26 protein-coding genes are annotated in these 26,632 nt (G+C 70.0%); 15 read left to right on the plus strand and 11 right to left on the minus strand.

Annotated features, from left to right (window positions below):
• Positions 1-100: 100 nt before the first annotated feature.
• Together AB0368_RS13255 and AB0368_RS13260 are read right to left on the minus strand one after the other, a co-directional pair.
• Positions 101-685, minus strand: coding sequence for a lysophospholipid acyltransferase family protein (locus AB0368_RS13255; protein ID WP_366154083.1), 585 nt, complete (start codon positions 683-685; stop codon positions 101-103).
• 56 nt (positions 686-741) lie between these two features.
• Positions 742-1,506, minus strand: a complete 765-nt coding sequence (locus AB0368_RS13260; RefSeq protein ID WP_366154084.1) for a GNAT family N-acyltransferase — start codon at positions 1,504-1,506, stop codon at positions 742-744.
• Between the two features lie 107 nt (positions 1,507-1,613).
• Between AB0368_RS13260 and AB0368_RS13265 the strand changes: the two genes are divergently transcribed.
• The 8 genes from AB0368_RS13265 to AB0368_RS13300 all read left to right on the plus strand — a co-directional run bounded on the left by AB0368_RS13265 (position 1,614) and on the right by AB0368_RS13300 (position 12,331).
• Complete coding sequence (locus AB0368_RS13265) at positions 1,614-2,264, plus strand: hypothetical protein (RefSeq protein ID WP_366154085.1); 651 nt, start codon at positions 1,614-1,616, stop codon at positions 2,262-2,264.
• 33 nt (positions 2,265-2,297) lie between these two features.
• Positions 2,298-3,212 (plus strand): ABC transporter ATP-binding protein, encoded by a 915-nt coding sequence (locus AB0368_RS13270; RefSeq protein WP_366154086.1) that lies wholly within the window; start codon positions 2,298-2,300, stop codon positions 3,210-3,212.
• The gene (locus AB0368_RS13275) at positions 3,209-4,033 is read left to right on the plus strand and encodes an ABC transporter permease (protein WP_366154087.1); all 825 of its coding nucleotides are present in this window, start codon (positions 3,209-3,211) and stop codon (positions 4,031-4,033) included. Before AB0368_RS13270 ends, AB0368_RS13275 begins: the two co-directional genes overlap by 4 nt.
• Before the next feature lie 165 nt (positions 4,034-4,198).
• Positions 4,199-7,942, plus strand: coding sequence for a multifunctional oxoglutarate decarboxylase/oxoglutarate dehydrogenase thiamine pyrophosphate-binding subunit/dihydrolipoyllysine-residue succinyltransferase subunit (locus AB0368_RS13280; protein WP_366154187.1), 3,744 nt, complete (start codon positions 4,199-4,201; stop codon positions 7,940-7,942).
• A gap of 61 nt (positions 7,943-8,003) precedes the next feature.
• Entirely contained in the window at positions 8,004-8,183 is a 180-nt protein-coding gene (locus tag AB0368_RS13285) for a DUF6104 family protein (RefSeq protein ID WP_366154088.1), read from the plus strand.
• A 19-nt stretch (positions 8,184-8,202) separates the two neighbouring features.
• On the plus strand, positions 8,203-8,895 hold the full coding sequence (locus AB0368_RS13290; RefSeq protein ID WP_366154089.1) for an AAA family ATPase: 693 nt from the start codon (positions 8,203-8,205) through the stop codon (positions 8,893-8,895).
• Positions 8,896-9,005: 110 nt separating this feature from the next.
• Complete coding sequence (pta, locus tag AB0368_RS13295) at positions 9,006-11,081, plus strand: phosphate acetyltransferase (protein ID WP_366154090.1); 2,076 nt, start codon at positions 9,006-9,008, stop codon at positions 11,079-11,081.
• The gene (locus AB0368_RS13300; protein WP_366154091.1) at positions 11,078-12,331 is read left to right on the plus strand and encodes an acetate kinase; all 1,254 of its coding nucleotides are present in this window, start codon (positions 11,078-11,080) and stop codon (positions 12,329-12,331) included. Before pta ends, AB0368_RS13300 begins: the two co-directional genes overlap by 4 nt.
• A gap of 238 nt (positions 12,332-12,569) precedes the next feature.
• Here AB0368_RS13300 and AB0368_RS13305 read toward each other — a convergent pair whose 3' ends face one another.
• Complete coding sequence (locus AB0368_RS13305) at positions 12,570-12,737, minus strand: hypothetical protein (protein WP_366154092.1); 168 nt, start codon at positions 12,735-12,737, stop codon at positions 12,570-12,572.
• Positions 12,738-12,894: 157 nt separating this feature from the next.
• On the opposite strand from AB0368_RS13305, the gene AB0368_RS13310 reads away from it, so the two are divergent.
• Positions 12,895-13,500: an aminoglycoside adenylyltransferase gene (locus AB0368_RS13310; RefSeq protein ID WP_366154093.1), complete on the plus strand. Its 606-nt coding sequence runs from the start codon at positions 12,895-12,897 to the stop codon at positions 13,498-13,500.
• Between the two features lie 514 nt (positions 13,501-14,014).
• Entirely contained in the window at positions 14,015-14,728 is a 714-nt protein-coding gene (locus tag AB0368_RS13315) for a chlorophyllase (RefSeq protein ID WP_366154094.1), read from the plus strand.
• 133 nt (positions 14,729-14,861) lie between these two features.
• Here the strand turns inward: AB0368_RS13315 and AB0368_RS13320 are convergent, their stop codons facing one another.
• The 3 genes from AB0368_RS13320 to AB0368_RS13330 all read right to left on the minus strand — a co-directional run bounded on the left by AB0368_RS13320 (position 14,862) and on the right by AB0368_RS13330 (position 18,041).
• Entirely contained in the window at positions 14,862-15,812 is a 951-nt protein-coding gene (locus AB0368_RS13320; RefSeq protein ID WP_366154095.1) for a zinc-binding dehydrogenase, read from the minus strand.
• 494 nt (positions 15,813-16,306) lie between these two features.
• Positions 16,307-17,596: an NADP-dependent malic enzyme gene (locus AB0368_RS13325; protein WP_366154096.1), complete on the minus strand. Its 1,290-nt coding sequence runs from the start codon at positions 17,594-17,596 to the stop codon at positions 16,307-16,309.
• Between the two features lie 136 nt (positions 17,597-17,732).
• The gene (locus AB0368_RS13330; RefSeq protein ID WP_366154097.1) at positions 17,733-18,041 is read right to left on the minus strand and encodes a S26 family signal peptidase; all 309 of its coding nucleotides are present in this window, start codon (positions 18,039-18,041) and stop codon (positions 17,733-17,735) included.
• Positions 18,042-18,125: 84 nt separating this feature from the next.
• Here AB0368_RS13330 and sodN point away from each other — a divergent pair, with 84 nt between their 5' ends.
• The 3 genes from sodN (at position 18,126) to AB0368_RS13345 (ending at position 19,517) form a co-directional block, all read left to right on the plus strand.
• On the plus strand, positions 18,126-18,530 hold the full coding sequence (gene sodN / locus AB0368_RS13335; RefSeq protein WP_106125956.1) for a superoxide dismutase, Ni: 405 nt from the start codon (positions 18,126-18,128) through the stop codon (positions 18,528-18,530).
• Between the two features lie 101 nt (positions 18,531-18,631).
• Complete coding sequence (locus AB0368_RS13340) at positions 18,632-19,075, plus strand: GNAT family N-acetyltransferase (protein WP_366154188.1); 444 nt, start codon at positions 18,632-18,634, stop codon at positions 19,073-19,075.
• A 28-nt stretch (positions 19,076-19,103) separates the two neighbouring features.
• Complete coding sequence (locus AB0368_RS13345; protein WP_364711433.1) at positions 19,104-19,517, plus strand: ATP-binding protein; 414 nt, start codon at positions 19,104-19,106, stop codon at positions 19,515-19,517.
• Positions 19,518-19,537: 20 nt separating this feature from the next.
• On the opposite strand, the gene AB0368_RS13350 is transcribed toward AB0368_RS13345, so the two are convergent.
• Positions 19,538-20,233, minus strand: a complete 696-nt coding sequence (locus AB0368_RS13350) for a GntR family transcriptional regulator (RefSeq protein WP_366154098.1) — start codon at positions 20,231-20,233, stop codon at positions 19,538-19,540.
• 68 nt (positions 20,234-20,301) lie between these two features.
• Positions 20,302-20,691, minus strand: a complete 390-nt coding sequence (locus tag AB0368_RS13355) for a hypothetical protein (protein ID WP_366154099.1) — start codon at positions 20,689-20,691, stop codon at positions 20,302-20,304.
• A 53-nt stretch (positions 20,692-20,744) separates the two neighbouring features.
• On the opposite strand from AB0368_RS13355, the gene AB0368_RS13360 reads away from it, so the two are divergent.
• Complete coding sequence (locus tag AB0368_RS13360) at positions 20,745-21,695, plus strand: diacylglycerol kinase family protein (protein WP_366154100.1); 951 nt, start codon at positions 20,745-20,747, stop codon at positions 21,693-21,695.
• Between the two features lie 423 nt (positions 21,696-22,118).
• On the plus strand, positions 22,119-22,373 hold the full coding sequence (locus AB0368_RS13365; RefSeq protein WP_043524653.1) for a WhiB family transcriptional regulator: 255 nt from the start codon (positions 22,119-22,121) through the stop codon (positions 22,371-22,373).
• Positions 22,374-23,045: 672 nt separating this feature from the next.
• On the opposite strand, the gene AB0368_RS13370 is transcribed toward AB0368_RS13365, so the two are convergent.
• The 3 genes from AB0368_RS13370 to AB0368_RS13380 form a co-directional block, all read right to left on the minus strand.
• Positions 23,046-23,774, minus strand: coding sequence for a CbiX/SirB N-terminal domain-containing protein (locus tag AB0368_RS13370; protein ID WP_366154101.1), 729 nt, complete (start codon positions 23,772-23,774; stop codon positions 23,046-23,048).
• 74 nt (positions 23,775-23,848) lie between these two features.
• The gene (locus AB0368_RS13375) at positions 23,849-24,613 is read right to left on the minus strand and encodes a phosphoadenylyl-sulfate reductase (protein WP_366154102.1); all 765 of its coding nucleotides are present in this window, start codon (positions 24,611-24,613) and stop codon (positions 23,849-23,851) included.
• A gap of 151 nt (positions 24,614-24,764) precedes the next feature.
• On the minus strand, positions 24,765-26,456 hold the full coding sequence (locus AB0368_RS13380) for a nitrite/sulfite reductase (RefSeq protein WP_366154189.1): 1,692 nt from the start codon (positions 26,454-26,456) through the stop codon (positions 24,765-24,767).
• Positions 26,457-26,632: the final 176 nt, after the last annotated feature.

The following is a 26,632-nucleotide window of genomic DNA, read 5'->3' on the forward strand; positions in this document are numbered from 1 at the left end:
GCGGTGCGCACTCCCGCGGACGCCTGCGCCGCTCGCGCCAGCGACCGGCGGTCCGCACCCGGCTCCGGCCGCAGTGCCGCGGACCCGACGAGCGTCACGGTCAGCCCGCGCAATCCTGCCACGCGGCGTACCGATGCCCACAGCGTGTCGTCACCGATGAACGATGCCGACGGGACGCGTACCGGATGGCGATCGGCACGACCGGGACGCGGGCGTCCACCGCGGCCTGGAACACCGCGGGCCGGAAGCGGCCGGCCTCCGCGCCGCAGAAGGTCGTACCTTCCGGGAAGACCGCGACCGAGCGACCGGCCCGCAGCGCCGCGGTGATCTCCGAGACCGTCGCCGGCAGGCGCTTCGGCCGTGCGCGGTCGACGAAGATCACTCCGACCGCCCTGGCCGTCGCGCCGACCGCCGGCCAGGCGCGCACCTCGCGCTTGGCGACCAGCGTCATCGGCGCCACCGCGAGCAGCGCGAGCACGTCCAGCCACGACACGTGATTGGCCACGAGCAGGCTGCCCGGTCGCGGCGCCGGGCCGCGCCACACCAGCTTCACCCCCAGGGCCGCGAGCAAGGCGCGGGCGACGGTCCGCGGCGCGCGGCCACGCAGCAGCGGCATCACCATGAGACCGCTGATAAGTACGGCGGCTGCAGTCACCAACCGCACCACCGTGGCGACCCCGCTCACGGCGTCGTCTCCCCCGGGGCGGCACTGCGGACCGCACGCCGACACGGGCTGCCAGATCATCGCGTGGCTCCGAGGAAGTGCCGCCGGTAGCGGGGGTCCATCCGGTCCATGGAGAACAGCACGTAGAAGTCCGCGCAAGCGAAGTCCGGGTCGTACGCGGGCTCGCCGCAGACCCAGCTGCCCAGCCGCAGGTAGCCCTTGAGCAGCGGCGGCGCCGGCACCTTGGGGTCGCCGACGAGGGTGCTGCCGGCCAGCCAGTTACGTCGCGGCTGGACCCGCAGTGCGGGCGGCGACATGTGCCGGCTCTGCACCCGCGCCCAGACGCCCGCCGCGGTGTGGCCGCCGTCGTCCAGTGGGACCGACGCGCAGCCGCCCAGCCAGCGCAGGTTGTTGAGGTGCAGGTAGCGGGCGATGCCGGCCCACATGAGGTTGACCACGGCGCCGGAGCGGTGGTCGGGGTGCACGCAGGAGCGTCCGGTCTCCACGAGCTGGTCGCGCAGCAGGCGCAGGCCGCTCATGATGAACTCGCCGTCGCCGTAGCGGCGGCCGGCGCGCTCGGCGCCCCTCGGGGTCATCATCCGGTAGGTGCCGACCACGGCGCCGGTCGCGTCGTCGCGGACGATCAGGTGGTCGCAGAAGTCGTCGAACTCGTCCACGTCCCGCCCGTCGGGGGTGGCGCCGCGCAGGGTGGCGCCGAGCTCGGTGGCGAAGACGTCGTGGCGCAGGCGCTGCGCGGCCGCGACCTGGTCGGCGTCGTCGGCGATGAGGAGCGAGTAGCCGCTGGTCCCGGTGGGTGCGGCAGCGGTCATCAGTACCGTCATGAGAACTGTGTAAGGCTCGCGATTGCCGGTGGCGTGGCGCACCGGGTGGCGGCGGATGACCGCTGAGTGAACGACTTTGTGTCGTACGTCCGTGAGAGGGTCGCGGCATGCTGATCCCCGCCCGTTTTCACGGGCCGCCCACCTCGGGCAACGGCGGCTGGTCCGCCGGGGCCTTCGCCGTCGCCTCCGGCGCCGGCACCGACGGCCGGGCCTTTCAGGTGACCCTGCGTGTGCCGCCTCCGCTGGAGACCCCGCTGACCGTGGCGGACGGCAAGGTGCTGGACCCGTCCGGCACGCTCGTCGCCGAGGTCGAGCCGGACGCCGACGCCGGCCCGGGAGTTCCGCTCGCCGACCCGGCCGACGCCGGCCCCTTTCCCGGGCACATCGAGCACCCCTTCCCGACCTGCTACGTCTGCGGCCCGGACAATCCCGACGGCCTGCGGATCTTCCCGGGCCCACTGTCCGACGGCCGGCTGGCCGCGGCGTGGGAGGTCCCCGGCGACGTCACGGTGCAGACGATGTGGGCCGCGCTCGACTGCCCGGGCGGCTGGTCCGCACTGCAGAGCGGCAGGGTCTACCTGCTCGGCCGAATCGCGGTGGCGGTCGGCGCACTCCCGGCTCCGGGCGACCGCTGCGTGGTCGTCGGCGCGCCGGTCAGCACCGAGGGACGCAAGGCCGTGGTCGATTCCGCCGTGTATTCGCAAGACGGCACGCCGCTTGCACGCGCAAGGGCCACCTGGGTGGCGCTGAACCGGTAGGTTGATCCATCAGCCGACGGGGAGGAGTGCGCGTTGACCGCCGGGACTGGGGAGATCACCGTCTCCCACCTCACGAAGCACTACAAGAAGCTGCGTGCGGTCGATGACCTTTCCTTCACCGTACGGCCGGGCCGGGTGACCGGATTCCTCGGCCCGAACGGCGCCGGGAAGACGACCACGCTGCGCATGCTGCTCGGCCTGGTCACCCCTACCGCCGGCACGGCGACGATCGCGGGCCACAAGTACACGGAGCTGACCGATCCGATCCGCACGGTGGGGGCCGTTCTGGAGGCGTCCAGCGCGCACCGCGGCCGCAGCGCGCGCAACCACCTGCGGATGATCTGCCGCGCCGCCGGCCTGCCCGACACCCGGGCCGACGAGGCCCTCGCCATCGTGGGGCTGACCCCGGCGGGCGGGCGGAAGTTCAAGGGCTACTCGCTGGGCATGAAGCAGCGGCTGGGCATCGCCGCCGCGATGCTCGGTGACCCCCGGGTGCTGATCCTCGACGAGCCGGCCAACGGGCTCGACCCGGAGGGCATCCGCTGGATGCGTGACCTGCTCAAGGCGCTCGCCGGCGAGGGGCGGACGGTCCTGGTCTCCAGCCACCTGCTCGGCGAGATGCAGCAGCTGGCCGACGACGTGGTGATCGTGGCGGCCGGCCGGCTGGTCCGGCAGGGCCCGGTCGACGACGTCCTCGGTTCGCTGGGCACGGCCCAGGTGCGGGTCCGCACCCCCCAGCCGGAACAGCTGGTCGCCGCTCTCGACGCGCTGAACGCCACCTCGTCCCCCCAGCCCGACGGATCGCTGCTGGTCAGCGGCGCCAGCCCGGCGGCGATCGGGCATGCCGCGTTCACCGCCTCGGTCGAGCTGCACGAGCTGACCGGCGAGCGCGGCGATCTCGAGCAGGTGTTCCTGCAGCTCACTGCCGGGAAGGCGGGCATCCGATGAACCTGGTCCGCGCCGAACTGTTCAAGGTCCGCACCACCTCGCTGTGGTGGGTCATGGGTCTGATCCTGGTGCCGCTGTACGCGGCCAGCCTGCTGTTCAACTGGGCGACCGCCAGCGCGGGCTCGCCGCCGCCGGACTCCGGGGTCTCCGACAGTCAGCAAGCCCAGTTCGACGCCGTGATGCAGCCGATCAACGTGGCCACCAATCTCTACACGAGCGGGCAGTTCATGGGCGTGCTCATCGTCCTGCTGCTCTGCGCCATCATCGTGACCAGCGAGTTCTTCCACCTGACGGCGACCACCACCTTCCTGGTCACGCCCCGGCGGGAGGCGGTCATCCTGGCGAAGTTCGGGGCGGCGGTCGTCATCGGCCTGGTGGTGTGGGCGCTCACCACGCTGCTCAACCTGATCTTTGTGCCGCTCATCCTGAACTCGCTGGACTACGGCAGCCAGCTGGGCGAGCCGGCGGTCTGGCGGGCGATCGGGCTGAACGCGCTCGCGTTCGTGCTCTGGGCCGTCCTGGGCGTCGGCGCCGGCGTGCTGATCCGCAGCCAGATCGCGGCGACGCTGACGCTGGCCATTCTCTACACGGTCGGCACGTCGGCGGTGGGGCTGATCTTCTTCCTGCTCACCGAGCACGTCGCCAAGTGGTTCGAGAACCTCCAGGTGCTGATCCCGACCACGGCGTCGCAGCTCATGATCTCGGGCACCGAACTGCCCGCAAACCCGCCCCGCTGGGTCGGTGCGGCGGTGCTGATCGGCTATGCGCTGCTGGCGGGCGGCCTCGGGACGTGGATCACCAAGAATCGCGACATCAGCTGACGTAACCACCAGGTGACACATCTCTCTTGAGCCTCATCCGTTGGTCACAGTCCGGACGTGCGCATGGCTACGCCGATCCCACGGCGTAGCCTTGACGCCGAAATCCTTCGTCCTCGGTGACGAACGTCGCGTGCTGACAACATGGTGAAAGAGGCGAACACGGAAGTGTCGACCCAGCAGACTTCGCATGAGAATCCACTCGCGGACTTCGGTCCCAACGAGTGGATCGTCGACGAGATGTACCAGCGGTATCTGGCCGACCCCACGAGCGTCGACCCCGCCTGGCACGACTTCTTCGCCGACTACAAGCCGGCCACGGCAGCGGGCTCGATCGTCACGCCCGACGAGGCCACGGCCGCCAACGCGAAGGCTACGGCCGAGAAGGCCGGCACCGATGCTCCCGCCGCCTCGACCGTCGCGCCCGTCAAGCCGACCGTCCCGGCCACGCCCGCGCCGGCACCCAAGCCGGCCGCCGCGCCCGCCCCCGCCGCCCAGCAGGCCGCCCCGGCTCCGGCGCCCGCCAAGGCCGCCGCCAACGGCAGCGCCCCGGCCGGCGCGAAGGTCACCACGCTGCGCGGCGTGGCCGCCCGCATCGTGCAGAACATGGGCGCCTCGCTCGAGGTCCCGACCGCCACCTCGGTGCGCGCCGTCCCGGCCAAGCTGCTGGTCGACAACCGCATCGTGATCAACAACCACCTCGCCCGGGGCCGCGGCGGCAAGGTCAGCTTCACCCACCTCATCGGCTGGGCGCTGGTCCGCTCCGTCATGGCGCACCCGGAGATGAACAACTCCTTCGCCGAGATCGACGGCAAGCCCGCCCTGGTCCAGCCCGAGCACATCAACCTCGGTATCGCCATCGACCTCGCCAAGAAGGACGGCTCCCGCGCGCTCGTGGTGCCCTCTATCAAGAACTGCGAGCAGATGGACTTCCGGCAGTTCTGGCAGGCGTACGAGGACGTGGTCCGGCGCGCCCGCCGCAACGAGCTGACCATGGACGACTACGCCGGCACCACCATCTCGCTGACCAACCCGGGCGGCATCGGCACGGTGCACTCGATCCCGCGCCTGATGACCGGGCAGAGCGCGATCATCGGCGTCGGCGCGATGGAGTACCCCGCGCCGTACTCCGGCATGTCCGACGAGATGCTCACCGACCACGGCATCAGCAAGATCACCACGCTGACCAGCACCTACGACCACCGGGTCATCCAGGGCGCGCAGTCCGGCGAGTTCCTCAAGGCGGTGCACGAGTTCCTGCTCGGCGAGCACTCGTTCTACGACGACATCTTCACCTCGCTGCGGATCCCGTACGAGCCGGTGCGGTGGGTGCGCGACGTCGCCCGTACCTCCGAGGGCCAGATCGACAAGGCCGCGCGGGTGGTCGAGCTCATCCACGCGTACCGGGTGCGCGGTCACCTGATGGCCGACACCGACCCGCTCGAGTTCGAGATCCGTCGGCACCCTGACCTGGACATCCTCCAGCACGGCCTGACGCTGTGGGACCTCGACCGCACCTTCCCGGTCGGCGGCTTCGGCGGCAAGCAGAGGCTGAAGCTGCGCGACGTGCTCGGCGTGCTGCGTGACACCTACTGCCGCCGGGTCGGCATCGAGTACATGCACATCCAGGGTCCCGAGGAGCGGCGCTGGATCCAGGACCGGATCGAGATCAAGTACACGAAGCCGGACCAGGAGGAGCAGAAGCACATCCTCAACCGGCTCAACGCCGCCGAGGCGTTCGAGACCTTCCTGCAGACGAAGTTCGTGGGCCAGAAGCGGTTCTCCCTCGAGGGCGGCGAGTCGCTGATCCCGCTCCTCGACGCCGTCCTGCAGTCCTCGGCCGAGGCGGGCCTGGACGAGATGGTCATCGGCATGGCCCACCGCGGCCGGCTCAACGTGCTCGCGAACATCGTCGGCAAGCCGTACGAGAAGATCTTCAACGAGTTCGAGGGCCAGATGGACCCGAAGTCGGCGCACGGCTCGGGCGACGTGAAGTACCACCTCGGCCAGACGGGCAAGTACACGACACCCGACGGCGAGAACGCCACGACCGTCAGCGTGGTCGCGAACCCGTCCCATCTGGAGGCCGTCGACCCGGTGCTCGAGGGCATCGTCCGGGCCAAGCAGGACCGCCTCGACCTAGGTCTGCACGGCTACACGGTGCTCCCGATCCTGGTGCACGGCGACGCCGCGTTCGCCGGACAGGGCGTCGTGGCCGAGACGCTGAACCTCTCCCAGCTGCGTGGCTACCGCACCGGCGGCACGGTCCACGTGGTGGTCAACAACCAGGTCGGCTTCACCACCGCCCCGGAGTACAGCCGCTCGTCGCTCTACTCGACCGACGTGGCGCGCATGATCCAGGCGCCGATCTTCCACGTGAACGGCGACGACCCCGAGGCCGTCGTCCGGGTGGCCAAGCTCGCCTTCGAATACCGCCAGGCGTTCAACAAGGACGTCGTCATCGACCTCGTCTGCTACCGGCGACGCGGCCACAACGAGGGCGACGACCCGTCGATGACCAACCCGCGGATGTACCAGATCATCGACACCAAGCGCTCGGTCCGCAAGCTGTACACCGAGGAGCTGATCGGCCGCGGCGACATCACCGTGGACGACGCCCAGGAGCAGCTGCGCGACTACCAGTCGCAGCTCGAGAAGGTGTTCAAGGCGACCCGCGACTCCGCCGGTTCGCCGCCGCGGGTGCGTCCCACCCAGAGCGAGGAGCCGGAGCCCAAGGCGGACACGGCGGTCGACGCGGCCATGGTCAAATCCGTCGGCCAGGCGCACCTCGACCTGCCGGAGGACTTCACCCCGCACAAGCGGGTCCAGCAGCTCCTCGAGCGCCGCGCCAAGATGTCCACCGAGGGTGGCATCGACTGGGGCTTCGGCGAGCTCGTCGCGTTCGGCTCGCTGCTCGCCCAGGGCGTGACCGTCCGCCTGGCAGGGCAGGACTCGCGCCGCGGCACCTTCACGTCGCGGCACGCCTCGATCGTGGACGCCAAGACCGGCGACGACTTCCTGCCGCTGTCCACGCTGGCCACCGGCAACGCCCGCTTCTTCGTGCACGACTCGCTGCTCAGCGAGTACGCGGCGATGGGCTTCGAGTACGGCTACTCGGTGGAGAACCCGGACGCGCTGGTCCTCTGGGAGGCGCAGTTCGGCGACTTCGTCAACGGCGCCCAGTCGATCGTCGACGAGTTCATCTCCTCCGGCGAGGTGAAGTGGGGCCAGCAGTCATCGCTGGTGCTGCTGCTCCCGCACGGCCAGGAGGGCCAGGGCCCGGACCACTCGTCCGGCCGGCCCGAGCGGTTCCTGCAGCTCTGCGCGCAGGACAACATGCGGGTGGCCAACCCGACCACCCCGGCCAACTACTTCCATCTGCTGCGCCGCCAGGCGCTGTCCAGCAAGCGCAAGCCGCTGGTCGTCTTCTCGCCCAAGTCCCTGCTGCGCCACAAGCTCGCGGTGTCGTCGGTCGCCGACTTCACCAACGGCACGTTCCAGCCGATCCTGGGCGACGCGGGGGTCAACGGCAAGCCGCTGGAGGCCTCGGCGGTCAAGCGGGTCCTGCTCTGCTCCGGCAAGGTCTACTACGACCTGTTCCAGGCTCGCGCCGAGCGTGGCAACACCGACACTGCGATCATCCGGATGGAGCAGATCTACCCGCTGCCCGTCGAGGAGCTCAAGGCCGTGCTCAGCCAGTTCCCCGACGCCGAGGACTTCGCGTGGGTCCAGGAGGAGCCGGCCAACCAGGGCGCCTGGTCCTTCGTGGCGCTCAACCTGCTGGAGCACCTCGAGGGCGTCCGGCTGCGGCGCATCTCCCGCCCGGCGGCGGCCGCCCCCGCGGTCGGCTCGGCGAAGATGCACGAGGCCGAGCAGTCCGCCCTGGTCGAGGCGGCGCTTCCCCGCCCCTGATCTCGAATTGACGCAGCGCCCCGTCGGTCTCCGGCGGGGCGCTGCTGCATAGGATCCGCACATGTACTTCACCGATCGAGGCATCGAAGAGCTGGTCGAACGGCGCGGCCAGGAGACCGTGACGCTGGAGTGGGTGGCCGAGCAGCTGCGCACGTTCGTGGACGTCAACCCGGAGTTCGAGACCCCCATCGAGCGCTTCGCGACCTGGTTGGCCCGCGACGACGAGGACGATGAGGAGTAACGCGCGTCCCATCAGGCGCGTGGAGCTGGATCCGGACGCTCTGATCGACCGGAGCGCATGGTGGGCCCGGATACCGGCGGTGGCGGCGCTGCTGGAGCACGGCCTGAACATCCCGGCCGGAGTGACGTTCCTGGTCGGCGAGAACGGGTCCGGCAAGTCCACCCTCGTCGAGGCGCTCGCCGCCGCCCACGGGCTCAACCCCGAGGGAGGCTCGCGCGACGCCAGGCACAGCAGCCGGGTCACCGAGTCACCGCTGGGCGAGGCGCTGAAGGTGATCCGGACCCCGGGGCGGCGCGCGAACGCGTACTTCCTGCGCGCCGAGACGATGCACGGGCTGTACACGTACCTGGAGAACCTGCCGGGGTCCCCGGACGGTGACCTGCACGACCGCAGCCACGGCGAGGGCTTCCTCGAACTGCTCGCCCGCAAGTTCCGCGGCTACGGCTTCTACCTGATGGACGAGCCCGAGGCGCCGCTGTCCTTCACCGCGACGCTGGGGCTGCTCGCGCGGCTCGACGCGCTGCGGAACGACGGCGCCCAGGTCGTCGTCGCGACGCATTCTCCGCTGCTCACCGCCCTGCCCGGCGCGACGATCCTCGAGCTGGACGCGCAGGGCATCCGGCGTACGAGCTGGGCCGAGCTCGAGATCGTCTCGCACTGGCGACGGTTCCTGGACGGCCCGGAGGGATACCTGCGCGCCACCCTCGGCTGATCCTTTCCCCGGCCCTCGGCCTTCCTGGTTTTGCCCCTGAATCCCGGCCTTCCGGGCGTTGTCCACAGGGTCGGGCGACGCCCCGGCACGATCATGGTGAGGCCGGTAGGTTGGGAGCCGTGGCAAGCAGCGTCTACGTCGCCGGCCTGGGTGCCGGTGTCGGCAAGGGAACCGTCGCGCTCGGGTTGGTCGAGCTCCTGTCCCGGCAGGTCGCCCGCATCGGGGTGTTCCGCCCGCTGGTGCCCGGGTCCGGCAAGGACCCGCTGCTCACCCTGCTGACCAGCCGCTACCCGCTGGCCGCCGGCCATGACGACGCCTACGGCGTCACGATGACCGAAGCCGCCACGCTGGTGGCCGACGGCCGGCGGGAGGAGCTCATCTCCCGCATCGTCGAGCGCTACCGTGCCCTCGAGCGGCGGTGCGGGTCGGTCGTCGTGGTGGGCAGCGACTTCTCCGACGGGCAGGACGACAGCCACGACGAGCTGCCGCGCGAGCTGGCCTTCAACGCGCGCCTCGCCACCGAGTTCGGCAGTGTGGTGGTGCCCGTCGTCAGCGGGCAGGGGCGGAGGGCCGATCTCGGGGCCGCGGTGCGCTCGGCGTACCACTCGCTCGTCGATCTCCAAGCGACCGTGCTGGCCGTGATCGCCAACCGGGTGCCCGACGGTGTTCCCACGCCGGACGGCCTGCCCGTGCCGGTGTGGACGATCCCCGAGGTGCCGGCCGTGGCCGCACCGACCGTCGCGGAGGTCGCCGCCGCGCTCGACGCGACCGTCGTGACCGGCGGCGAGGCCGCGCTGGACCGAGACGTGCTCGACTACATCGTCGGGGCCGCGCACGTGCCCGCGGTGCTCGACCACCTCACCGACGGGGCGCTGGTCATCACCCCCGGCGACCGCGCCGACCTGCTCGTCGCCGCGAGCGCCGCCCACTCCGCCGGCAGCGTCACCCTGGCCGGCCTGGTGCTGACGCTCGGCGAGTTCCCCGACCCGCGTGCCGTGCGGGTGATCGAGCGGCTCAACACCGGGCTCGCGATGCTCGTCGTGCAGACCGACAGCTACACCACGATCAGCGCCGCGGGCCGCATCCAGGCCCGACTCAGCACCGGCACACCGCGCAAGGTCGAGGCGGCGCTCGGCGCGTTCGAGGAGCACGTCGACACCGCGGAGCTCACCCGGCTGCTCGACGTCACACGTTCGAGCCGAGTGACCCCGCTGATGTTCGAGAACGACCTCATCGACCGCGCCCGCGCCGACCGGCGCCACCTCGTGCTTCCCGAGGGCACCGACGAACGCATCTTGCGCGCCACCGCGACCCTGCTCCGGCGTGGAGTCGCCGACCTGACCCTGCTGGGCGATCCGGCCGAGATCACCCGGCGGGCCCGCGAGCTGGGCATGGAGATCGGCGCCGCCCGGCTGGTCGACCCGGCGACGAGCGGCCTGCGCGACGACTTCGCCGAACGCTACGCGGAGCTGCGCAAACACAAGGCCGTCACCCTCGACCTGGCCTACGACGTGGTCCGCGACGTCAACTACTTCGGCACCATGATGGTCGCCGCGGGCCTCGCCGACGGCATGGTCTCCGGCGCCAACCACACCACGGCCGCCACCATCCGGCCGGCCTTCGAAATCATCAAGACGGTCCCCGAGGTCTCGGTCGCGTCGAGCGTCTTCTTCATGCTCCTGGCCGACCGCGTCCTCGTGTACGGCGACTGCGCCGTCAACCCGGACCCGGACGCTGCTCAGCTCGCCGACATCGCCCTCTCGTCGGCCCAGACAGCCGCGGCCTTCGGCATCGAACCCCGCGTGGCGATGCTGTCCTACTCGACGGGCAGCTCAGGCGCGGGCGCCGACGTCGAAAAGGTGGCGGCGGCAACCGCCCTGGTCCGCGAACGCCGCCCCGACCTCCCGGTGGAAGGCCCCATCCAGTACGACGCCGCGATCGATCCCGCGGTGGCGGCCACCAAGCTCCCGGACAGCACGGTGGCGGGCAAGGCCACGGTCTTCGTCTTCCCCGACCTGAACACGGGCAACAACACGTACAAGGCGGTCCAGCGCTCAGCCAATGCGGTCGCGGTAGGCCCGGTCATGCAGGGCCTCCGCCGCCCGGTCAACGACCTCTCCCGCGGCGCGACGGTGAAGGACATCGTGAACACAGTGGCCATCACGGCGATCCAGGCGCGGTCATGAAGATCCTGGTACTGAACTGCGGCTCGTCGTCGGTCAAGTACCGCCTTTTCGAGCAGCCCTCGTACTCCTCGTCTCCCCCTTCCTCGCCGCCCACTTCTTCGCCGCCCTCCTCCTTGCCGCGCTCATCCTCCCCTGCCTCTTTTCCTGCCTCTGCCTCTTATCCCGGCCCTGGCTCTTCCTCCGGCGCCGGTGTTTTCGATGCCGGGTCGACGCTGGCGAAGGGGCTCATCGAGCGGATCGGCGAGGCCGGCGGCGAGGCAGCCGACCACACCGCCGCGCTGCAACGGGTGATGGAGTCGGTAGACCTGTCCGGCCTCGGCGCGGTCGGCCACCGGGTGGTGCACGGCGGCAACCTCTTCAGCGCCGCGACCGTCATCGACGACGAGGTGGTCACGGCGATAGAGGGCCTGGTGCCCCTGGCACCCCTCCACAACCCCCCGGCGCTGAGCGGCATCGCCGTCGCGCGCAAGCTGCTGCCCGACGCTCCGCAGGTGGCCGTCTTCGACACGGCATTCCACCAGAGCATCGCCCCGGAAGGCGTCACCTACGCCATCGACTCCGAGCTCGCGGCCCGCTGGCAGATCCGGCGCTACGGATTTCACGGTACGTCGCACGCGTACGTGGCCCGCCGTACGGCAGAGCTGCTCGGCCTGCCCCCGGACGCAGCCAACGTGATCACGCTGCACCTCGGCAACGGCGCCAGCGCCTGCGCGGTCCAGGGCGGCCGCAGCATAGCCACCTCGATGGGCATGTCACCCCTGTCCGGCCTCGTGATGGGCACCCGCAGCGGCGACATCGACCCCACGGTGATCTTTCACCTGCACCGCGTGGCAGGCCTGCCCATCGAAGAGATCGAAACCTCACTCACGCGCGGCGCCGGCCTCCAAGGCCTTGCCGCCGCCAACGACATGCGAGAAATCCAACGCCGCCGCGCCGAAGGCGACCCCGCGGCGACCCTCGCCTTCGACGTCTACTGCCGGCGCCTGCGGGAGTACGTGGGCTCGTACCTCGCGCTCCTGGGCCACGCGGACGCCATCACCTTCACCGCCGGTGTGGGCGAGAACTCCTCGGAAGTCCGCGCCGCGTCCTTGAAGGGCATGTCCGCCCTGGGCATCGAGGTCGACCCGACCCGCAACGAACGCGCCGACCCCATCATCTCCCCGGACGGCGCGCGGGTGAAGATCTGCGTGGTGCCCACGGACGAGGAAGCGGAGATCGCGGAGCAGGCACGAAAGGCACTGAGCACCTGATCCGCCTTATGGACCGGCTAGACGACGTGTCGGTAGCCAGATCGCCACCGCATGTCCGCCCCGTGCCCGCCTCCGCTACCGACCACCGCGTGCCCGCCCGGTGGCGGCCCGGCATGAGCCGCAGCCGACTCGCGAACCGGCTGGACGACGTCTGGATAGCCGTACCGACCTCCGCGTTGCCGCCCGGTGGCGGCTCGGGCGGCACTGGTCGGTCGCCGGCTGGAAGCGCGACGCTAGCTCAGCCGACAGCAAGCCATGCGATGACCGCGATCAGTACGACCGCGACCACAACTCCGCCGATGATCAGCGGAGTCTTCGAGGCCGCAGCAGGCTCCTCGGGGGCCTTCTGGGTGAAGGCACGAAACTGCTCGGTGTTGCCGCTCGGGTCGACGCTGTTGTCAGACATGCGGACGACCATAGCGAAGCCTCACGCCTCCGATCCAGGCCCATCCGGCCCCTACCAGGGCATTCGCATGGACAGCGGGGAATTCACCCGTCCGTGGGAGTGTCCGGAGGGGCAAAATCACCTGTTTGCCAGAACCGCGACGCCCTAGCCTGACGCAGTGAATGCGGATGATCAGCTCCGGGTGATCGACCAAGTCGTCCACGTCTGCGAGGACGCCGGCGTGAACATCTGGCTACGCGGCGGCTGGGCGATGGACTTCTTCCTCGGCGAGGTGACCCGGCCGCACCGGGACGTCGACTTCTTCTGCCCAGCTCACGATGCCGACCGGCTGGTCGCCCTGCTGCACGATCTCGGCTACCGCGACGATCCCGGACCGTCCGACGCCAACCCGCGCAAGGCGTCTTCCTCGGCTGCGGTACTTCTGACCGAAGCCAGAGACCTGAAGCCCGCACCCGACCAGCAGCGAGACCTCATCACCCCGGACGGGATAGACGTCGGCATCGCATTGTTCGCGCGGGACGAGGACGGTTGTCCGACGGTCGCCGGGGGCCCGTACGCGGGAGAGCGCTGGCCCACCGATCTCCTCGACGGACCACCCGCCTCCCTGAGGGACGTACGTTGCCGGATCGTCAGTCCACGTGCGCAGATCGAGATCAAGCGAATGATGCCGGTATGGGTGCCCGGCATGCCCCGCCGCGAGAAGGACGCCGCAGACATCGCCCGCCTGAGCGCGGCTCTGGCCAAGGGACCCCCGCGCGCTTAACGCCGGCCGCCACACCGCTGGTCGCCGTCAACCGCACTCCTCCGTCTCGCCCTCGCACCGCTGCCACCGCCACCGCCACCGCCACCGCCACCGCCACCGCCACCGCCACCGCCACCGCCACCGATGAGCTTGATGCCATCGCTCACATTTCGTGTTGGCCGTGCTTGTAGCGGTCGACGGCCCGGGACCGGGTCGCCGGCGTCCGACCAAGTCCGTGCCTGAGCCTGTCGGACAGAACATGTGTTCCGTCCGACGATCACCGGACGGTGGTCATGGGCGCGGGCACAATGGGCGGGTGGGACGCCGGGCCGCCGCGCTGTTGATCGCTGCTGTGACCGTTGCCGGCGTGCTCACCTCATGCTCGTCCGGAGCAGGAGACTCCGGCGGTTCGCCCGTTACGCCGATCGCTTCGACGCCGTCTCGTCCCAAGCAGCCGAGTACCACTCCTGACGCCGGCGAGAGCGGCCAGATCCGGGAGGCGCCGGGGCGGACGTTTGCTGTCGCCGTACGGAAATTGAAGCTCAGCCGGGGCAGCGACCGGCCGCTGCCGACCACAATCTGGTACCCGGCGAACGGCGACGGACCCTTCCCGGTCATCGTCTTCAGTCACGGGCTCACCAGCCAGCCCAGCGACTACGCCACGCTCCTGACGCGCTGGGCCCAGGCCGGCTTCGTCGTAGCCGGCGCGGCGTATCCGCACACCTCGTACGGGGTCTCCGAGTTCAACGTGCTGGACCTGGTGAACCAGCCCGCCGATGCCTCGTACGTCCTGACCAAGGTTCTCGCACTCAACGGCAAGAGCGGCGACCCGCTGGAGAACCGGCTGGACAAGGAGCACGTGGCGGCGGCGGGGCATTCGGGCGGCGGCATCACGACGCTCGGCATGCTTTCGGGCAACCGTGACAACCGCCTCTCGGCCGCGGTCGTGCTCGCCGGGCGGCAGGTGCTGCCTTCGCCGTTCTCCGGACCCGAGACCCCGGTGCTCTTCGTGCACGGCAAGCTCGACCGGACCGTCAGGTACGCCGACGGGCTCGCCGCGTTCGAGGCCGTGCCGTGGCCCAAGGCGATGCTGACCCTGCCCCAGGGCGGTCACGTGACGCCTCGAAGCGGCAAGGACTTCTCGCTGGTGGCCGCGACCACGACGGACTTCTGGCGCTGGGCGCTCTACGACGACGCGGCCGCCGGGAAACGGCTCGCCGGCACCAAGAACCTGATCGACCGCCTCTGAAGCCGCGTCGCCCCAAAGGCCGCGCGCCCGAAAGCGCGTGCCCCGGAAGCCGCGCCCGAAAGCGGGTGCCCCGGAAGCCGCGCGCTTCAGAAGCCGCGCGCCTCAGTCACATGGCCGGGTCGACCCCTCCCCGTCAGTGCAGGTGGTCGATGGCGACCTTGCCGAACACCTCCCCCGAGTTCAGCCTGGCAAAAGCATCGGTCACTGCCGAGAACCCATACGTCGAGTCGATGACCGGCCGGACATCCTTGGCTACGCACAGCTCCAACAACGCCGCGAGCTCCGGTGCCGTGCCCATCGTGCTGCCCAGGATCTCCAGCTGCATCATGAAGACCCGGCGCAGGTCGATCTTCGGGAACGGCCCTCCCGTGGCGCCGCAGACGACGATGCGGGCGCCCGGCGCCGCGCATTTCAGAGAGTGCTCGAATGTGGGCGCGCCGACCGACTCGATGACCACTTCCACGCGTTCGGGGAGGCGGGCGCCCGGTTCCACCGCCGTAGCGCCCAGCTCGGCGATTCTCTCGCGCTTGGCGGCGTCTCTGCTGGTCGCGTACACGCGTTTGCCGAGGGCTGTGGCCAGCACGACGGCGGCGGTGGCGACGCCGCCGCCCGCTCCCTGGACCAGCACCGATTCCGCGTCGGCGACGCGGCCGCGGGCGGTGAGCATGTGGTACGCCGTCAGCCAAGCCGTCGGCAGGCACGCCGCGTCGAGAAAGGAGATGCCGGCCGGCTTGGGCACCAGGTTCTGGGCCGGCACGGCCACGCGCTCGGCCAGCGTGCCCGGCCACCGCTCGGACAACAGCGAGAAGCCTCGGGGGTCCTGCGGGTCGTCGACGACCGGATAGACGACGACCTCGTTGCCCTGCGTATCCACTCCGGACGCGTCGCACCCGAGGATCATCGGTAGCCGGTCGGCCGGCAGGCCCACTCCTCGCAACGACCAGATCTCGTGGTGGTTGAGGGAGCTGGCTCGGATGTCGACCGTCACCCAACCCTCGGGCGGCGAGGGCTCGGGCAGGTCGCCGACCGTGAGGGCGGCAAGGGGTTCGTCCGGCTTCGTGGCACTGGCGTAGGCGGCGCGCATGCCAGGAACGCTAGTCACCGGTACGGGACCTCGCCACCCACCACGCTTCCCGCTGTGGATAACCGGCCGCTGCGCCGGTTGTGGACAACCAGGCGCAGGCCCGAGCGCGGATGTCCGGGCGATTACCCCCGATGTGGATAACGGCGGCTACCCGGCACAGATGCGAAAGAATCGATCGGCAGCAGGAACCCCCGGCCAACCAGCGAAGCCCGTCCGGCGATCAACGAACCGGCGGCCGGCCCCGAGGGACCGGCCGCGGTGCGAAAGCCGCCATACAACAGCCGCGGTACGAAAAGCCGCCACGCGAACAAACCGCCGCACGAACTACCCGCCGTAGGACAGCCGCACGCGAACTACCCGCCGTGCGACCAAGCCGCCACGCGAACCACCCGCCACGCGGACAAACCGCCGCGCGACTACCCGCTGCACGAAGAGGCCGCCACACGACCAAGCCGCCACACGACCAAGCCGCCGTACGAGAAAAAGAGGAGGCGTCAGGAATGAGCGGGAACGGAAGGCTCGGCCAGGCTCGTCGCGGGCGACGGCCGGACCGGAGCCGGCGACATCGGGATCGGCGACGTGGCCACCGGTGTCAGCCGGGCGACCCCGTCACGTTCCGCCGCTCGGGCAACCGCCGCCGCCACCGCCGGAGCGACCCGGGGGTCCAGCGCCGACGGCACGATCTGGTCGGCGCGGAGGTCGTCCGCGATCACCTCGGCGATCGCCTCCGCCGCGGCCACCTTCATCCGTTCCGTGATGCGGGTCGCCCGGGCGTCGAGGGCTCCGCGGAAGATGCCCGGGAACGCCAGGACGTTGTTGATCTGGTTGGGGAAGTCACTGCGGCCGGTCGCCACGATCGACGCGTACTTGTGGGCGATCGCCGGCAGGACCTCGGGCGTGGGGTTGGCCAGCGCGAAGATGATCCCTTCCGGGGCCATCCCGGCCAGCGCGGCCTCGGGGATGGAACCGCCGGAGACGCCGATGAGGACGTCGGCGCCGATCAGCGCCTCCTTGATTCCTCCCGTACGCCCGGAGTAGTTGGTCCCGTGCGCCAGCGCTTCCTTCACGCCGCTGAGCCCGGGCCGGTCGGCGTGGATGATGCCCTGGGAGTCGCAGACGATCATGTTGGCGCCCTCGATGCCCGCCGCGATCAGCGTGTCGGTGATGGCCACGCCGGCCGCTCCCGCGCCGCTGACGACGACGCGCAGGTCGGCGAAGCGGCGGCCGAGCAAGGTGACCGCGTTGCGCAGCGCGGCGAGGACGACGATCGCCGTGCCGTGCTGGTCGTCGTGGAAGACCGGGATGTCGAGGGCGTCGTCGAGGCGCCGTTCGATCTCGAAGCAGCGGGGTGCGCTGATGTCCTCGAGGTTGATGCCGCCGAACGACGGGCCCAGGGCCTTGACGACCGCGATGATGCCCTCGATGTCCTGCGTGTCGAGGCAGATCGGCACGGCGTCGACGCCGCCGAACTGCTTGAACAGGATCGCCTTGCCCTCCATGACCGGCATGGCGGCCTTCGGGCCGATGTTGCCCAGGCCGAGGACCGCGGAGCCGTCGGTGACCACCGCGACGGTGTTGCCGGTCCACGTGTAGTCGTGGTGCAGGTCCTCGTCGGCCGCGATCGCCTCGCAGACGCGGGCCACCCCCGGCGTGTACGCGAGGGACAGGTCGTCGCGGCTGGACAGGGGAACGGTGGCGGCGACGGCCATCTTGCCCCGCTTGTGCAGGTCGAAGACGGGGTCAGCGGCCAGCGCGGGTTCGATCTCAAAACTGAAGAAAGACACGAGGACTCCAGACAACGCATCGGAACGTCGGTGTGCCAGCCGGCCCTGATGCGCGAGTCTGCGCGGACCGACGTGCGATGCGGGGGTCACCCGGTGAAGCAACCGCAAGACTTCGGTGTGCTGCGGTTACTGGACATTAACTTAGCGGACCCGGGCGAGGCCAGTAGCGAAACATCACACGTCCGATGACATCCGCCACCCCGTACGCTCGCGAGTCGTCCGTGACGAAGTCGTTGTCACCGCGTACCCACCACCCCTGGTCCTGGACACGGACCGCGCGTTTCACGACCAGGAGGTCCGGTCGCGAGCGGAAGCGCGCGACCACGACGTCGCCCTCGCGGACGCGCCGGGTCCGCCGCACGATCAGGGCGTCTCCCGAGCGCAGGGTGGGTGCCATGGAAGGCCCCTGCACGAGTACGGCGAAGAGCGGCAGTTGCAACCTCATGGCATCAATCCCGCGTGGAGTATGGGTTCACGTGTAAGGGGTAGTGTCAGACCGGATCATCGCAAAACTCATGGAGGGGTCCCGATGCGACTTCCGCGTATCTTCACGCCGCGCACTGTCGTCAGCGCGCACTGCGACCTGCCCTGTGGGGTGTACGACCCCGCACAGGCTCGCATCGAGGCGGAGTCGGTGAAGGCCATCGCCGAGAAGTACCAGGCGAACACCGACCCCGAGTTCCGCACGCGCGCCATCCTCATCAAGGAGCAGCGGGCCGACCTGGTCAAGCACCACCTGTGGGTGCTCTGGACGGACTACTTCAAGGCGCCGCACTTCGAGAAGTACCCGAACCTGAACCAGCTGTTCAACGAGGCCACCAAGCTCGCCGGCGCCTCCGGGGCCAAGGGCTCCATGGACCCGGCCGTGGGCGAGCAGCTGCTGGCGAAGATCGAGGAGATCTCGAAGATCTTCTGGGAGACCAAGCAGGCGTGAGCGACACGAGGGAGCGACTCGCGGACTCCGAGCCGACGGTCCGCGAGCCGGCTCCACGGATACGGCCGGCGCGTCCCTCGGACGTGCCGGCCGTCGTCGCCATGGTGCATGAACTGGCCGAATTCGAACGTGAGCCCGAGTCGTGCCTGCTCACCGAGGAGAAGCTGGCGGCGGCGCTCTTCGGGGCCCAGCCCTCCATCTTCGGGCACGTGGCCGTCGACGCGCACGACGCTCCGTACGGCATGGCCCTGTGGTTCCTCAACTTCTCCACCTGGGAAGGGGTCCACGGGATCTATCTCGAGGACCTGTACGTCCGGCCGGGTCACCGTGGCACCGGAGCGGGCGCCGCGCTGCTGGCCGAGCTGGCCCGTATCTGCGTCGATCGGGGGTACAGGCGCCTCGAGTGGGTGATGCTCGACTGGAATCCCGCGGCCGACTTCTACGCCGCAATCGGGGCCACCGTCACCGAAAACTGGCTCCCCTACCGGCTGACCGGTGCCGCCCTGGGCCGACTCGCCGAGCGGGCATCGCCCGTCAGGCGCTAGAGTCTCGACCATCGGGAGGATGGGGTCGGTGACTCAGCTTCAGACAACTCATTCGGAGCCGGCGTTCGGTGACGACGTCGTGCTGCTCACCGTGCCCGCCGACGGCGGCTATCTGGGAGTGCTGCGCACGGCGACGGCCGGCCTCGCGGCCCGCCTGCACTTCGCGCTCGACGAGATCGAGGATCTGCGCATCGCGGTCGACGAGGCCTGCGCGATGCTGCTGGCGATCGCGACCCGCGGCGCCGACCTCGAATGCCGCTTCGCGGTGACCGACGACGCGCTGACCGTCGAGGTGACGGTCGCCACGGTGCGAGGCGCGCGGCTGCCGTCCGAATCGTCGTTCGCGTGGAAGGTACTCACCGCGCTGACCACGTCCGCCTCCGCGGAAGCAACCGGCCGGCACGCAACGATCCGGCTGCTCACCCGCCGCACCGAGAACTGACCCACCCGCCGACGAAACCGTCAGCGCGTCGTCGCCTCGGCGATGTAGTCCAGATGGCGCCGTCCGACTTCCATCGCCCCCGCCGCGTCCCGGTCTCGCACGCACACCAGCAGATCCCGATGATCCGCGTCGATCCGCGCCCAGTACCCCTCCGGCAGCGCCTCGACGACCTCTTCCCCGTACGTCACGTGGTACAGCGGCCGGGTCACCAGCTCGAACAGCGGATTGCACGTGGCCGCCACCACCGCCGCATGGAACGCGGAGTGTGCGGCCAGCATCGTGTCGAGTTCGTCGAAGTCGGGATCGAACATCGCGCCGCGTATCTCGACGAGGTGTGCATCGGTGCGCCGCTCCGCCGCCAATCCCGCGGCCGGGATCTCCACCGCTCGGCGCAGCTCGAGCAGGTCGACCAGCCCGACCTCGGCCGAGTTGGTGAGCATGGTCAGCCCGGTGGAGAGCGCCTCGGAGAGTTGCTCGGCGTCGGGGTGGGCGACGAAGCTTCCGCCCGTCACGCCCCGGGTGGTGACGATCAGGTGCTGGCTGGCGAGCAGGCGCAGGGCCTCGCGTACGGTGCTGCGGCTCACGCCGGACCGTACGCACAGCTCCGGCTCCGGTGGCAGTCGCTCGCCGGGCTGCAGCCGTCCCGACGTGATTTCTTCGCGCAGTTCGTCGGCCAATAACTGGTATGCCGGCGGGCGCACCGTCGATCCGGGCACTCGCTCACCCCCTTGTGATCTGCCCACACAGCGTAGGCCTTTCCGCGCTGGTGGGAAGGGCTATGACATCAGTCGAGCCCGAGCGCGGCCGTCGTGGCCGGGAGCAGGCAGAGCACCGCGACGCCGACCCCACACACCATCAACGCCAGGCCCGCCCACGACGGGCCCGTCTGCAGCAGGAATCCCCCGGTCGCGATGACGAAGAGCTGCACCACGATCGCCGGGCCGCGAGCCCGGGCCGAACGTCGCGCCAGCCCGCGCGCGATAAGGAAGACTGCGCCCGCGCCGAGGGCGGCCAGCACCGTGAGCGAAACGGCCACCGCGATGCTGCCGGCTTCTGCCGTCAGATCAAGGACGATCAGGTACGCCGTGAGCACAGCGAGCCCCCCGAACTCGGCAAAGAGCAGGCGTACCGCCCATACCAACGTTTCGGGAGATCGAACATCCTGAGGGGTCACCGCTGTACGATACCGGCCAGCTCGGCGAGGTTCCGGGAGGTACAGTGCCGCCCATGCGAGCGTTACTGGTGGTTAACCCCAAGGCCACCACGACGAGTGAACGCAGCCGGGATGTGCTGGTCCGGGCGCTGCGGAGCCAGGTCGAGCTGTCAGTGGAGTACACCCTCAAGCGCGGCCACGCGACCGCGCTGGCCCGCACGGCGGCTGAGAACGGCGTCGATGTGGTGGTCACCCTCGGCGGCGACGGCACGATCAACGAGGCCGTCAACGGCCTGATGACCGCCGACCCAGGCCTGACCCCCCGCGGTACGTCCCCGGCCTACCGGCTGCCGGCGCTCGCGGTGGTGCCCGGCGGTTCCACGAACGTCTTCGCCCGCGCGCTCGGTCTGCCGCGCGACTGGGTCGAGGGCACCGGTGTGATCCTGGACGGTCTGCGCTCGGGACGCCACCGGGTCATCGGCCTCGGGCGCGCCGACGACCGCTACTTCACCTTCACCGCCGGACTGGGTCTCGACGCCTCGGTGACACGCCGGGTGGAACAGGCGCGACTGCGTGGCCGTACGTCCACTCCAGCCCTTTATGTGCGCTCGCTCATCGGTCAAGTGCTCTCCGGCGAGGATCGCAAGGCGCCCCCGTTGTCGATCGAGCGCCCGGGCGAGGAACCGGAAACCGGACTGGGCACCGTCATCATTCAGAACACGGCCCCGTGGACCTATGTCGGGGACCGCGCGATCAACCCCAACCCCCAGGCGTCGTTCGACCGGGGACTTGACGTTCTGGCCCTTCGTAGCCTAGGAGTGGCCAGCACAACACGCACAGTTACCCAAATTACCTCGCGCCGCGGCGATCCCCATGGCCCCAACGTGCTTCGGATGCACGACCAGGCCGAGTTCACCGTGATCGCCGCCCGCCCCCAGGCCTTCCAGCTCGACGGGGACTACCTGGGCGAGCGCCAGAAGGTGCACTTCCTGTCCGTTCCCGAGGCGCTACGTGTGATCTGCTGACGATCGGGTAGGCGAGGTTCGGGCACCCCTCACGATCCGTTACAGAAACAACGGGCAAAAGGTCGGCAGTGCGGCGGGTACCGTACTACATTGATGGGAGCGTTCATGCGCCGGTCCCGGGGGAAGCCGCGGAACCGGACAAAAGGGTCGTGAGCTAGCTCACCCGCCCGGAGATTTTCCGAGCGCTACCCTTGACATCGCGGGAGTTCGTGAAAGCATTCACAAGCGATAAGAAGTAACCGGATGCCGCTCGCCCGCGTTCCTAATCCAGAAGGCGCGAAACGGCCTCCTGCACAAAGCTTGCTCACGCACTGGTGATCGTACGAACGCTGTCCGTCGGTCGTCACCGCGTTGCAGATAAAAGTAAGTCAGTAAGTCCGCACCATTTTCATTACCCCATCCGAAACAAGGAGTGTTGCCGCCATGGACTGGCGCCACGATGCGATCTGCCGCGACGAGGACCCGGAGCTGTTCTTCCCGATCGGGACGTCCGGCCCCGCGCTCCTGCAGGTCGAGCAGGCCAAGGCCGTGTGCCGCCGGTGCCCCGTGACCGAGTCGTGCCTGCAGTGGGCGCTCGAGTCGGGTCAGGACGCCGGCGTATGGGGCGGTATGAGCGAGGACGAGCGGCGCGCCGTGAAGCGTCGCGGCGGCCTTCGGGTCGGCGCTCCCACCGCCTGAACAATCCCCTCACAGCATTCACGCCCCGGGCCCAGTCGGTGCCGGGGCGTCGTGCTGTCCGGAGTCATCCAAAGTTCCCGACTGATTACGCCACGCAATCGCGAACCAGGGTCGGAATGAGATCACGAACCTTCGCGAAATCATCTCGAAATCATCGCAATCCTTGACACCATTAGTCTTCGCCTACTCACTCTCCGATGTGGACGGGCTTTGCTGCGGATCACCCGTTTCCCGCCCCGGCAACCCCGCACCCCGGTGATCATCGACACCACGCACTGTCACCCACGTCATAACCCGAACCCGAACCCGGATAAGACGCGAATCAGATTCGCAGGGCCGCGGGTGAGCCCCACCACGGCCATTCACCCCCAAACCGGCGTGTCGTCCGTCCCCGCGCACCTTCCGCAAAGCCCGTGACGCCTTCCCCGACCAACTGAACCGCCGCCAGCAGTAGGTTCAGCCAGCCCGCGCGAGACCACCGCCGGGCCGCGGCGCTCAGTCCGAGGCCACGCGAAGCCCGCCCGGCCACGCGAGTCACGGTCCGAGGCCACCCGAGGCACGGCCCGAGCCACGCGAGTCACGCCCCAAGACCACGCGAGTCACGGCCCAAGACCACGCGAAGCACGGCCCAAGACCACGCGAGGCACGATCACAAGGCCAGGCGAGGCACCGTCAGGCAGCGCGCAGAGCCGGCCTACGGCCCACAGCGTCGGCCACCCGCTCGACGACCAACTCCGCCACCTCGGCAGCGTCAGTCAACGGCTCAGCCACCACACCAACCCCAGCCTCCCGCGCAGAAGCCACCGCCGCGTCCCACAGCAGCCCGGGAGCAAGGAAATACGACACCAGACCGACCCGCTCATGCCCAGCCGCCCGAAGCTCCCGAACAGCATCACCCGGGAGCGGCGGCGCCGCCGAGGCGTACGCCACCCGGCACGGCACCTCGAGACGAGCCCCTAGCTCACCGGCCGCAAGTTCCACGGTTCCCCGAGCGGCGGCATTCCGTGTCCCGGCCGCAGCCAGCACCACCGCATCAAGACCCGCCCCGCCCCCGGGCAATCGGCTGACCAGCCCGTCGAGGAGCTGACCCGGCACCCGGCCCTCGACCGGCCCCAGAACATCCGCCAGCTCCACATCCAGCCGAACCCCGTCGGCCCGCGCCGCGGTGATCTCCCCGGGGACGTCGACCCTGCCGTGATAGGCGGAGGTGAGCAGCAGCGGCACCATCACCGCGCGCCGATACCCGGCGGCCGCGAGCGACGCGAGAACCTGACGCGGCCGCGGCACGCTGTGGTCGAGGTACGACGCCCGGACATCCCACTCCGGGTGCCGCGCTCGCACCGCCGCAGCCAGCGCCTCCGTGGCTTGCCCGGCCCGCGGATCCCGACTCCCATGCGCCACGAGCACGACTGCACCAGCCCTGGCAGGACAAAGCGACGACTCAACGGCACGCCCGGACAAGCGCGCCGGAGGGATCACTGGTGCAGGCCGCATTCGGTCTTCTCGAACATCGCCCAGCGACCCGCCCGCGGGTCCTCCCCCGCCTTGGTACGCCGTGTGCAAGGCCAGCACCCGATGGACCCGAACCCCTTCTTGAAGAGCTCGTTCACCGGCACGTTCCACCGCGACACATACCGGTCGACGTCAGCCTGTGTCCACGCCGCGATCGGGTTGACCTTGACCTTTCCCTTCTTGGCGTCGAACGCCACCACCGGGGTGTTGGCACGTGTCGGGGACTCGTCGCGACGCAGGCCCGTGGCCCAGGAGTCGTAGTCCGCCAACGCCCGCTCCAGCGGCTCGACCTTGCGCAGGAAGCAGCACTCGTCGGGGTTGCGCGCGAAGAGCCGCGGCCCGAACTCGCCGTCCTGCTGGCCGACCGTCATCCGCGGCCGGATCGAGCGCACGTTGACGTTCATGGTCTTGGCGACGATGTCGCGGATCTTCAGCGTCTCCGGGAAGTGCAGGCCGGTGTCGAGGAAGACGACGTCGACGCCCGGCGCGGCGCGCGAGAACAGGTGCGCCACGACCGCGTCGGCCATCGAACTGGTCACGCAGAAGCGGTCTCCGAAGGTCGCCGCGGCCCAGCGCGCGATCTCCTCGGCCGGCGCATCGGCCAGCAGTGCGGCGCCCTCGGCGGCCAGGGACGACAACTGGGCGGGAGATCGGCGGGCGGGGTCGGCCGGGGTGGCCGGGGACCCGAGGGTCACCAGGCCGAGGCCGGCGGCGGTCACGACAGTCATCGGTTCACTCCCTTGGAAAGCAGCCCGTTGAACTTGACCGTGAAGACTCGGGCGCAGGAGTGGCACTCCCACGCCCCGTGCGAGGCCTCGTTGGGATAGAGGTCCTCTTCGCCGCAGTAGGGGCAGTACAGCGGGGTACTCCTGGCGTCACTCATTTCAGCAACTCCTCGTCTGCCCGGACGACCCAGTCGGCGAACGCCTCGCCGTCGGTGCGCCCCTCCAGGTAGCGAAGAGCGAGCCTCTCGACGTACTCGGGAAGCTCTTCGGCGGTGGCCTTGAGGCCCCGCACCTTGCGGCCGAAGCCGGCCGTCTGGCCCTGCGCCATGCCCAGCGCACCGCCGAGGTGGATCTGGAACCCCTCGACCTGCTCGCCGTGGGCGTTCAGGACCAGCTGGCCCTTGAGCCCGATGTCGGCGACCTGGGTGCGGGCGCAGGCGTTCGGGCAGCCGTTGATGTGGATCGAGATGTCGGCGTCGAAGTCCTTGATCCGGTCCTCGAGGCGGGCCACGAGCTCCTCGCCGCGGGCCTTGGTCTCGACGATCGCGAGTTTGCAGTACTCGATGCCGGTGCAGGCCATGGTGCCGCGGCGCCAGGCCGACGGCCGGGCCTCCAGCCCGATCCCGCGCAGGCCTCGGACGAGCGGTTCCACCTGGTCGTCGGCGATATCAAGGACCAACAGCTTCTGGTACGGGGTGAGGCGCACCCGGTCTGATCCGTGTGCCGCCACCAGGTCGGCCAGCCGGCTGAGCTGCGTACCGGAGGAGCGTCCGACGACGGGGGCGGCACCAACGTAGTTTCGCCCGTCGACCTGCTTGTGCACGCCGATGTGGTCGATCGGCTTCTCGGGCAGCGCCGGCGGCGGCCCGTCGACCAGGGCGCGGCCGAGGTATTCCTTCTCGAGGATCTCGCGGAACTTCGCCACGCCCCAGTCGGCGAGCAGGAACTTCAGCCGGGCGCGGTTGCGCAGGCGCCGGTAGCCGTAGTCGCGGAAGATGCCGACGACGCCCTCCCAGACGTCGGGGATCTCCTCGAGCGGCACCCAGACGCCCAGCCGCTCGGCGAGCCGCGGGTTGGTGGAGAGCCCGCCGCCGACCCAGAGGTCGAAGCCCGGCCCGTGCTGCGGGTGTACGACGCCGAGCAGCGCGATGTCGTTCACCTCGTGCGGCGTGTCGGCCAGCCACGAGATGGACGTCTTGAACTTGCGCGGCAGGTTGGAGTAGCGGGGGTCGCCGAGGTAGCGCTCGACGATCGTGTCGATGGCCGGGGTGGGGTCGACGACCTCCTCGGTGGAGACGCCGGCGACCGGGCTGCCCAGCACGACGCGCGGGCAGTCGCCGCACGCCTCGGTGGTCTCCAGGCCGACCGCCTCGAGCCGGCGCCAGATCTCCGGCATGTCCTCGATGCGGATCCAGTGCAGCTGGATGTTCTGCCGGTCGGTGATGTCGGCGGAGTCGCGGCCGAACTCGGTGGAGATCTGCGCGATGGTGCGCAGCTGGGCGAGGTTGAGGCCGCCGCCGTCGATGCGCACCCGGAGCATGAAGTACTCGTCTTCGAGCTCGTGGGGCTCGAGCACCGCCGTACGGCCGCCGTCGATGCCCGCCTTGCGCTGGGTGTAGAGGCCCCACCAGCGGAAACGTCCGCGCAGGTCCTGGGGGTCGATGCCCGCGAAGCCGGTGTGGGCGTAGATGTTCTCGATCCGGGACCGGACGTTGAGCGGGTTGTCGTCCTTCTTGATCCGTTCGTTCGGGTTCAGCGGCTCGCGGTGTCCGAGCGCCCACTGACCCTCGCCGCGCGCCTTGCGGGGGCGGACGGCGGGTGCTGCGGGGGTGTTGCTGGGCGCCATGTCGGCGTTCCTCCGAAGAATCGTGGACACGCGGTGACGCTCACGGCAGGGCTCGCGACATCAGTGTCTGGAGGAAGCCGGCGCGTCGCGCGCGCCCGATAAAATCAGTCGGGCGGCGTCAGGAAGCCGGACACATCGCGCTGCGGACACGGCCGTAGTCGACGTGGCGCCGGGCC

It is taken from the genome of Actinoplanes sp. NPDC051475 (assembly GCF_040689425.1).
Taxonomy (GTDB): Bacteria; Actinomycetota; Actinomycetes; order Mycobacteriales; family Micromonosporaceae; genus Actinoplanes.

Coding starts and splice junctions, on each gene's coding strand:
- sodN (WP_106125956.1), top strand. CDS start 18,126: ATGCGACTTCCGCGTATCTTCACGCCGCGCACTGTCGTCAGCGCGCAC.
- AB0368_RS13380 (WP_366154189.1), bottom strand. CDS start 26,456: ATGGCGCCCAGCAACACCCCCGCAGCACCCGCCGTCCGCCCCCGCAAG.
- AB0368_RS13375 (WP_366154102.1), bottom strand. CDS start 24,613: ATGACTGTCGTGACCGCCGCCGGCCTCGGCCTGGTGACCCTCGGGTCC.
- AB0368_RS13365 (WP_043524653.1), top strand. CDS start 22,119: ATGGACTGGCGCCACGATGCGATCTGCCGCGACGAGGACCCGGAGCTG.
- AB0368_RS13360 (WP_366154100.1), top strand. CDS start 20,745: ATGCGAGCGTTACTGGTGGTTAACCCCAAGGCCACCACGACGAGTGAA.
- AB0368_RS13265 (WP_366154085.1), top strand. CDS start 1,614: ATGCTGATCCCCGCCCGTTTTCACGGGCCGCCCACCTCGGGCAACGGC.
- AB0368_RS13340 (WP_366154188.1), top strand. CDS start 18,632: ATGGTGCATGAACTGGCCGAATTCGAACGTGAGCCCGAGTCGTGCCTG.
- AB0368_RS13320 (WP_366154095.1), bottom strand. CDS start 15,812: ATGCGCGCCGCCTACGCCAGTGCCACGAAGCCGGACGAACCCCTTGCC.
- AB0368_RS13300 (WP_366154091.1), top strand. CDS start 11,078: ATGAAGATCCTGGTACTGAACTGCGGCTCGTCGTCGGTCAAGTACCGC.
- AB0368_RS13260 (WP_366154084.1), bottom strand. CDS start 1,506: ATGACGGTACTGATGACCGCTGCCGCACCCACCGGGACCAGCGGCTAC.
- AB0368_RS13330 (WP_366154097.1), bottom strand. CDS start 18,041: ATGAGGTTGCAACTGCCGCTCTTCGCCGTACTCGTGCAGGGGCCTTCC.
- AB0368_RS13285 (WP_366154088.1), top strand. CDS start 8,004: ATGTACTTCACCGATCGAGGCATCGAAGAGCTGGTCGAACGGCGCGGC.
- AB0368_RS13275 (WP_366154087.1), top strand. CDS start 3,209: ATGAACCTGGTCCGCGCCGAACTGTTCAAGGTCCGCACCACCTCGCTG.
- AB0368_RS13305 (WP_366154092.1), bottom strand. CDS start 12,737: ATGTCTGACAACAGCGTCGACCCGAGCGGCAACACCGAGCAGTTTCGT.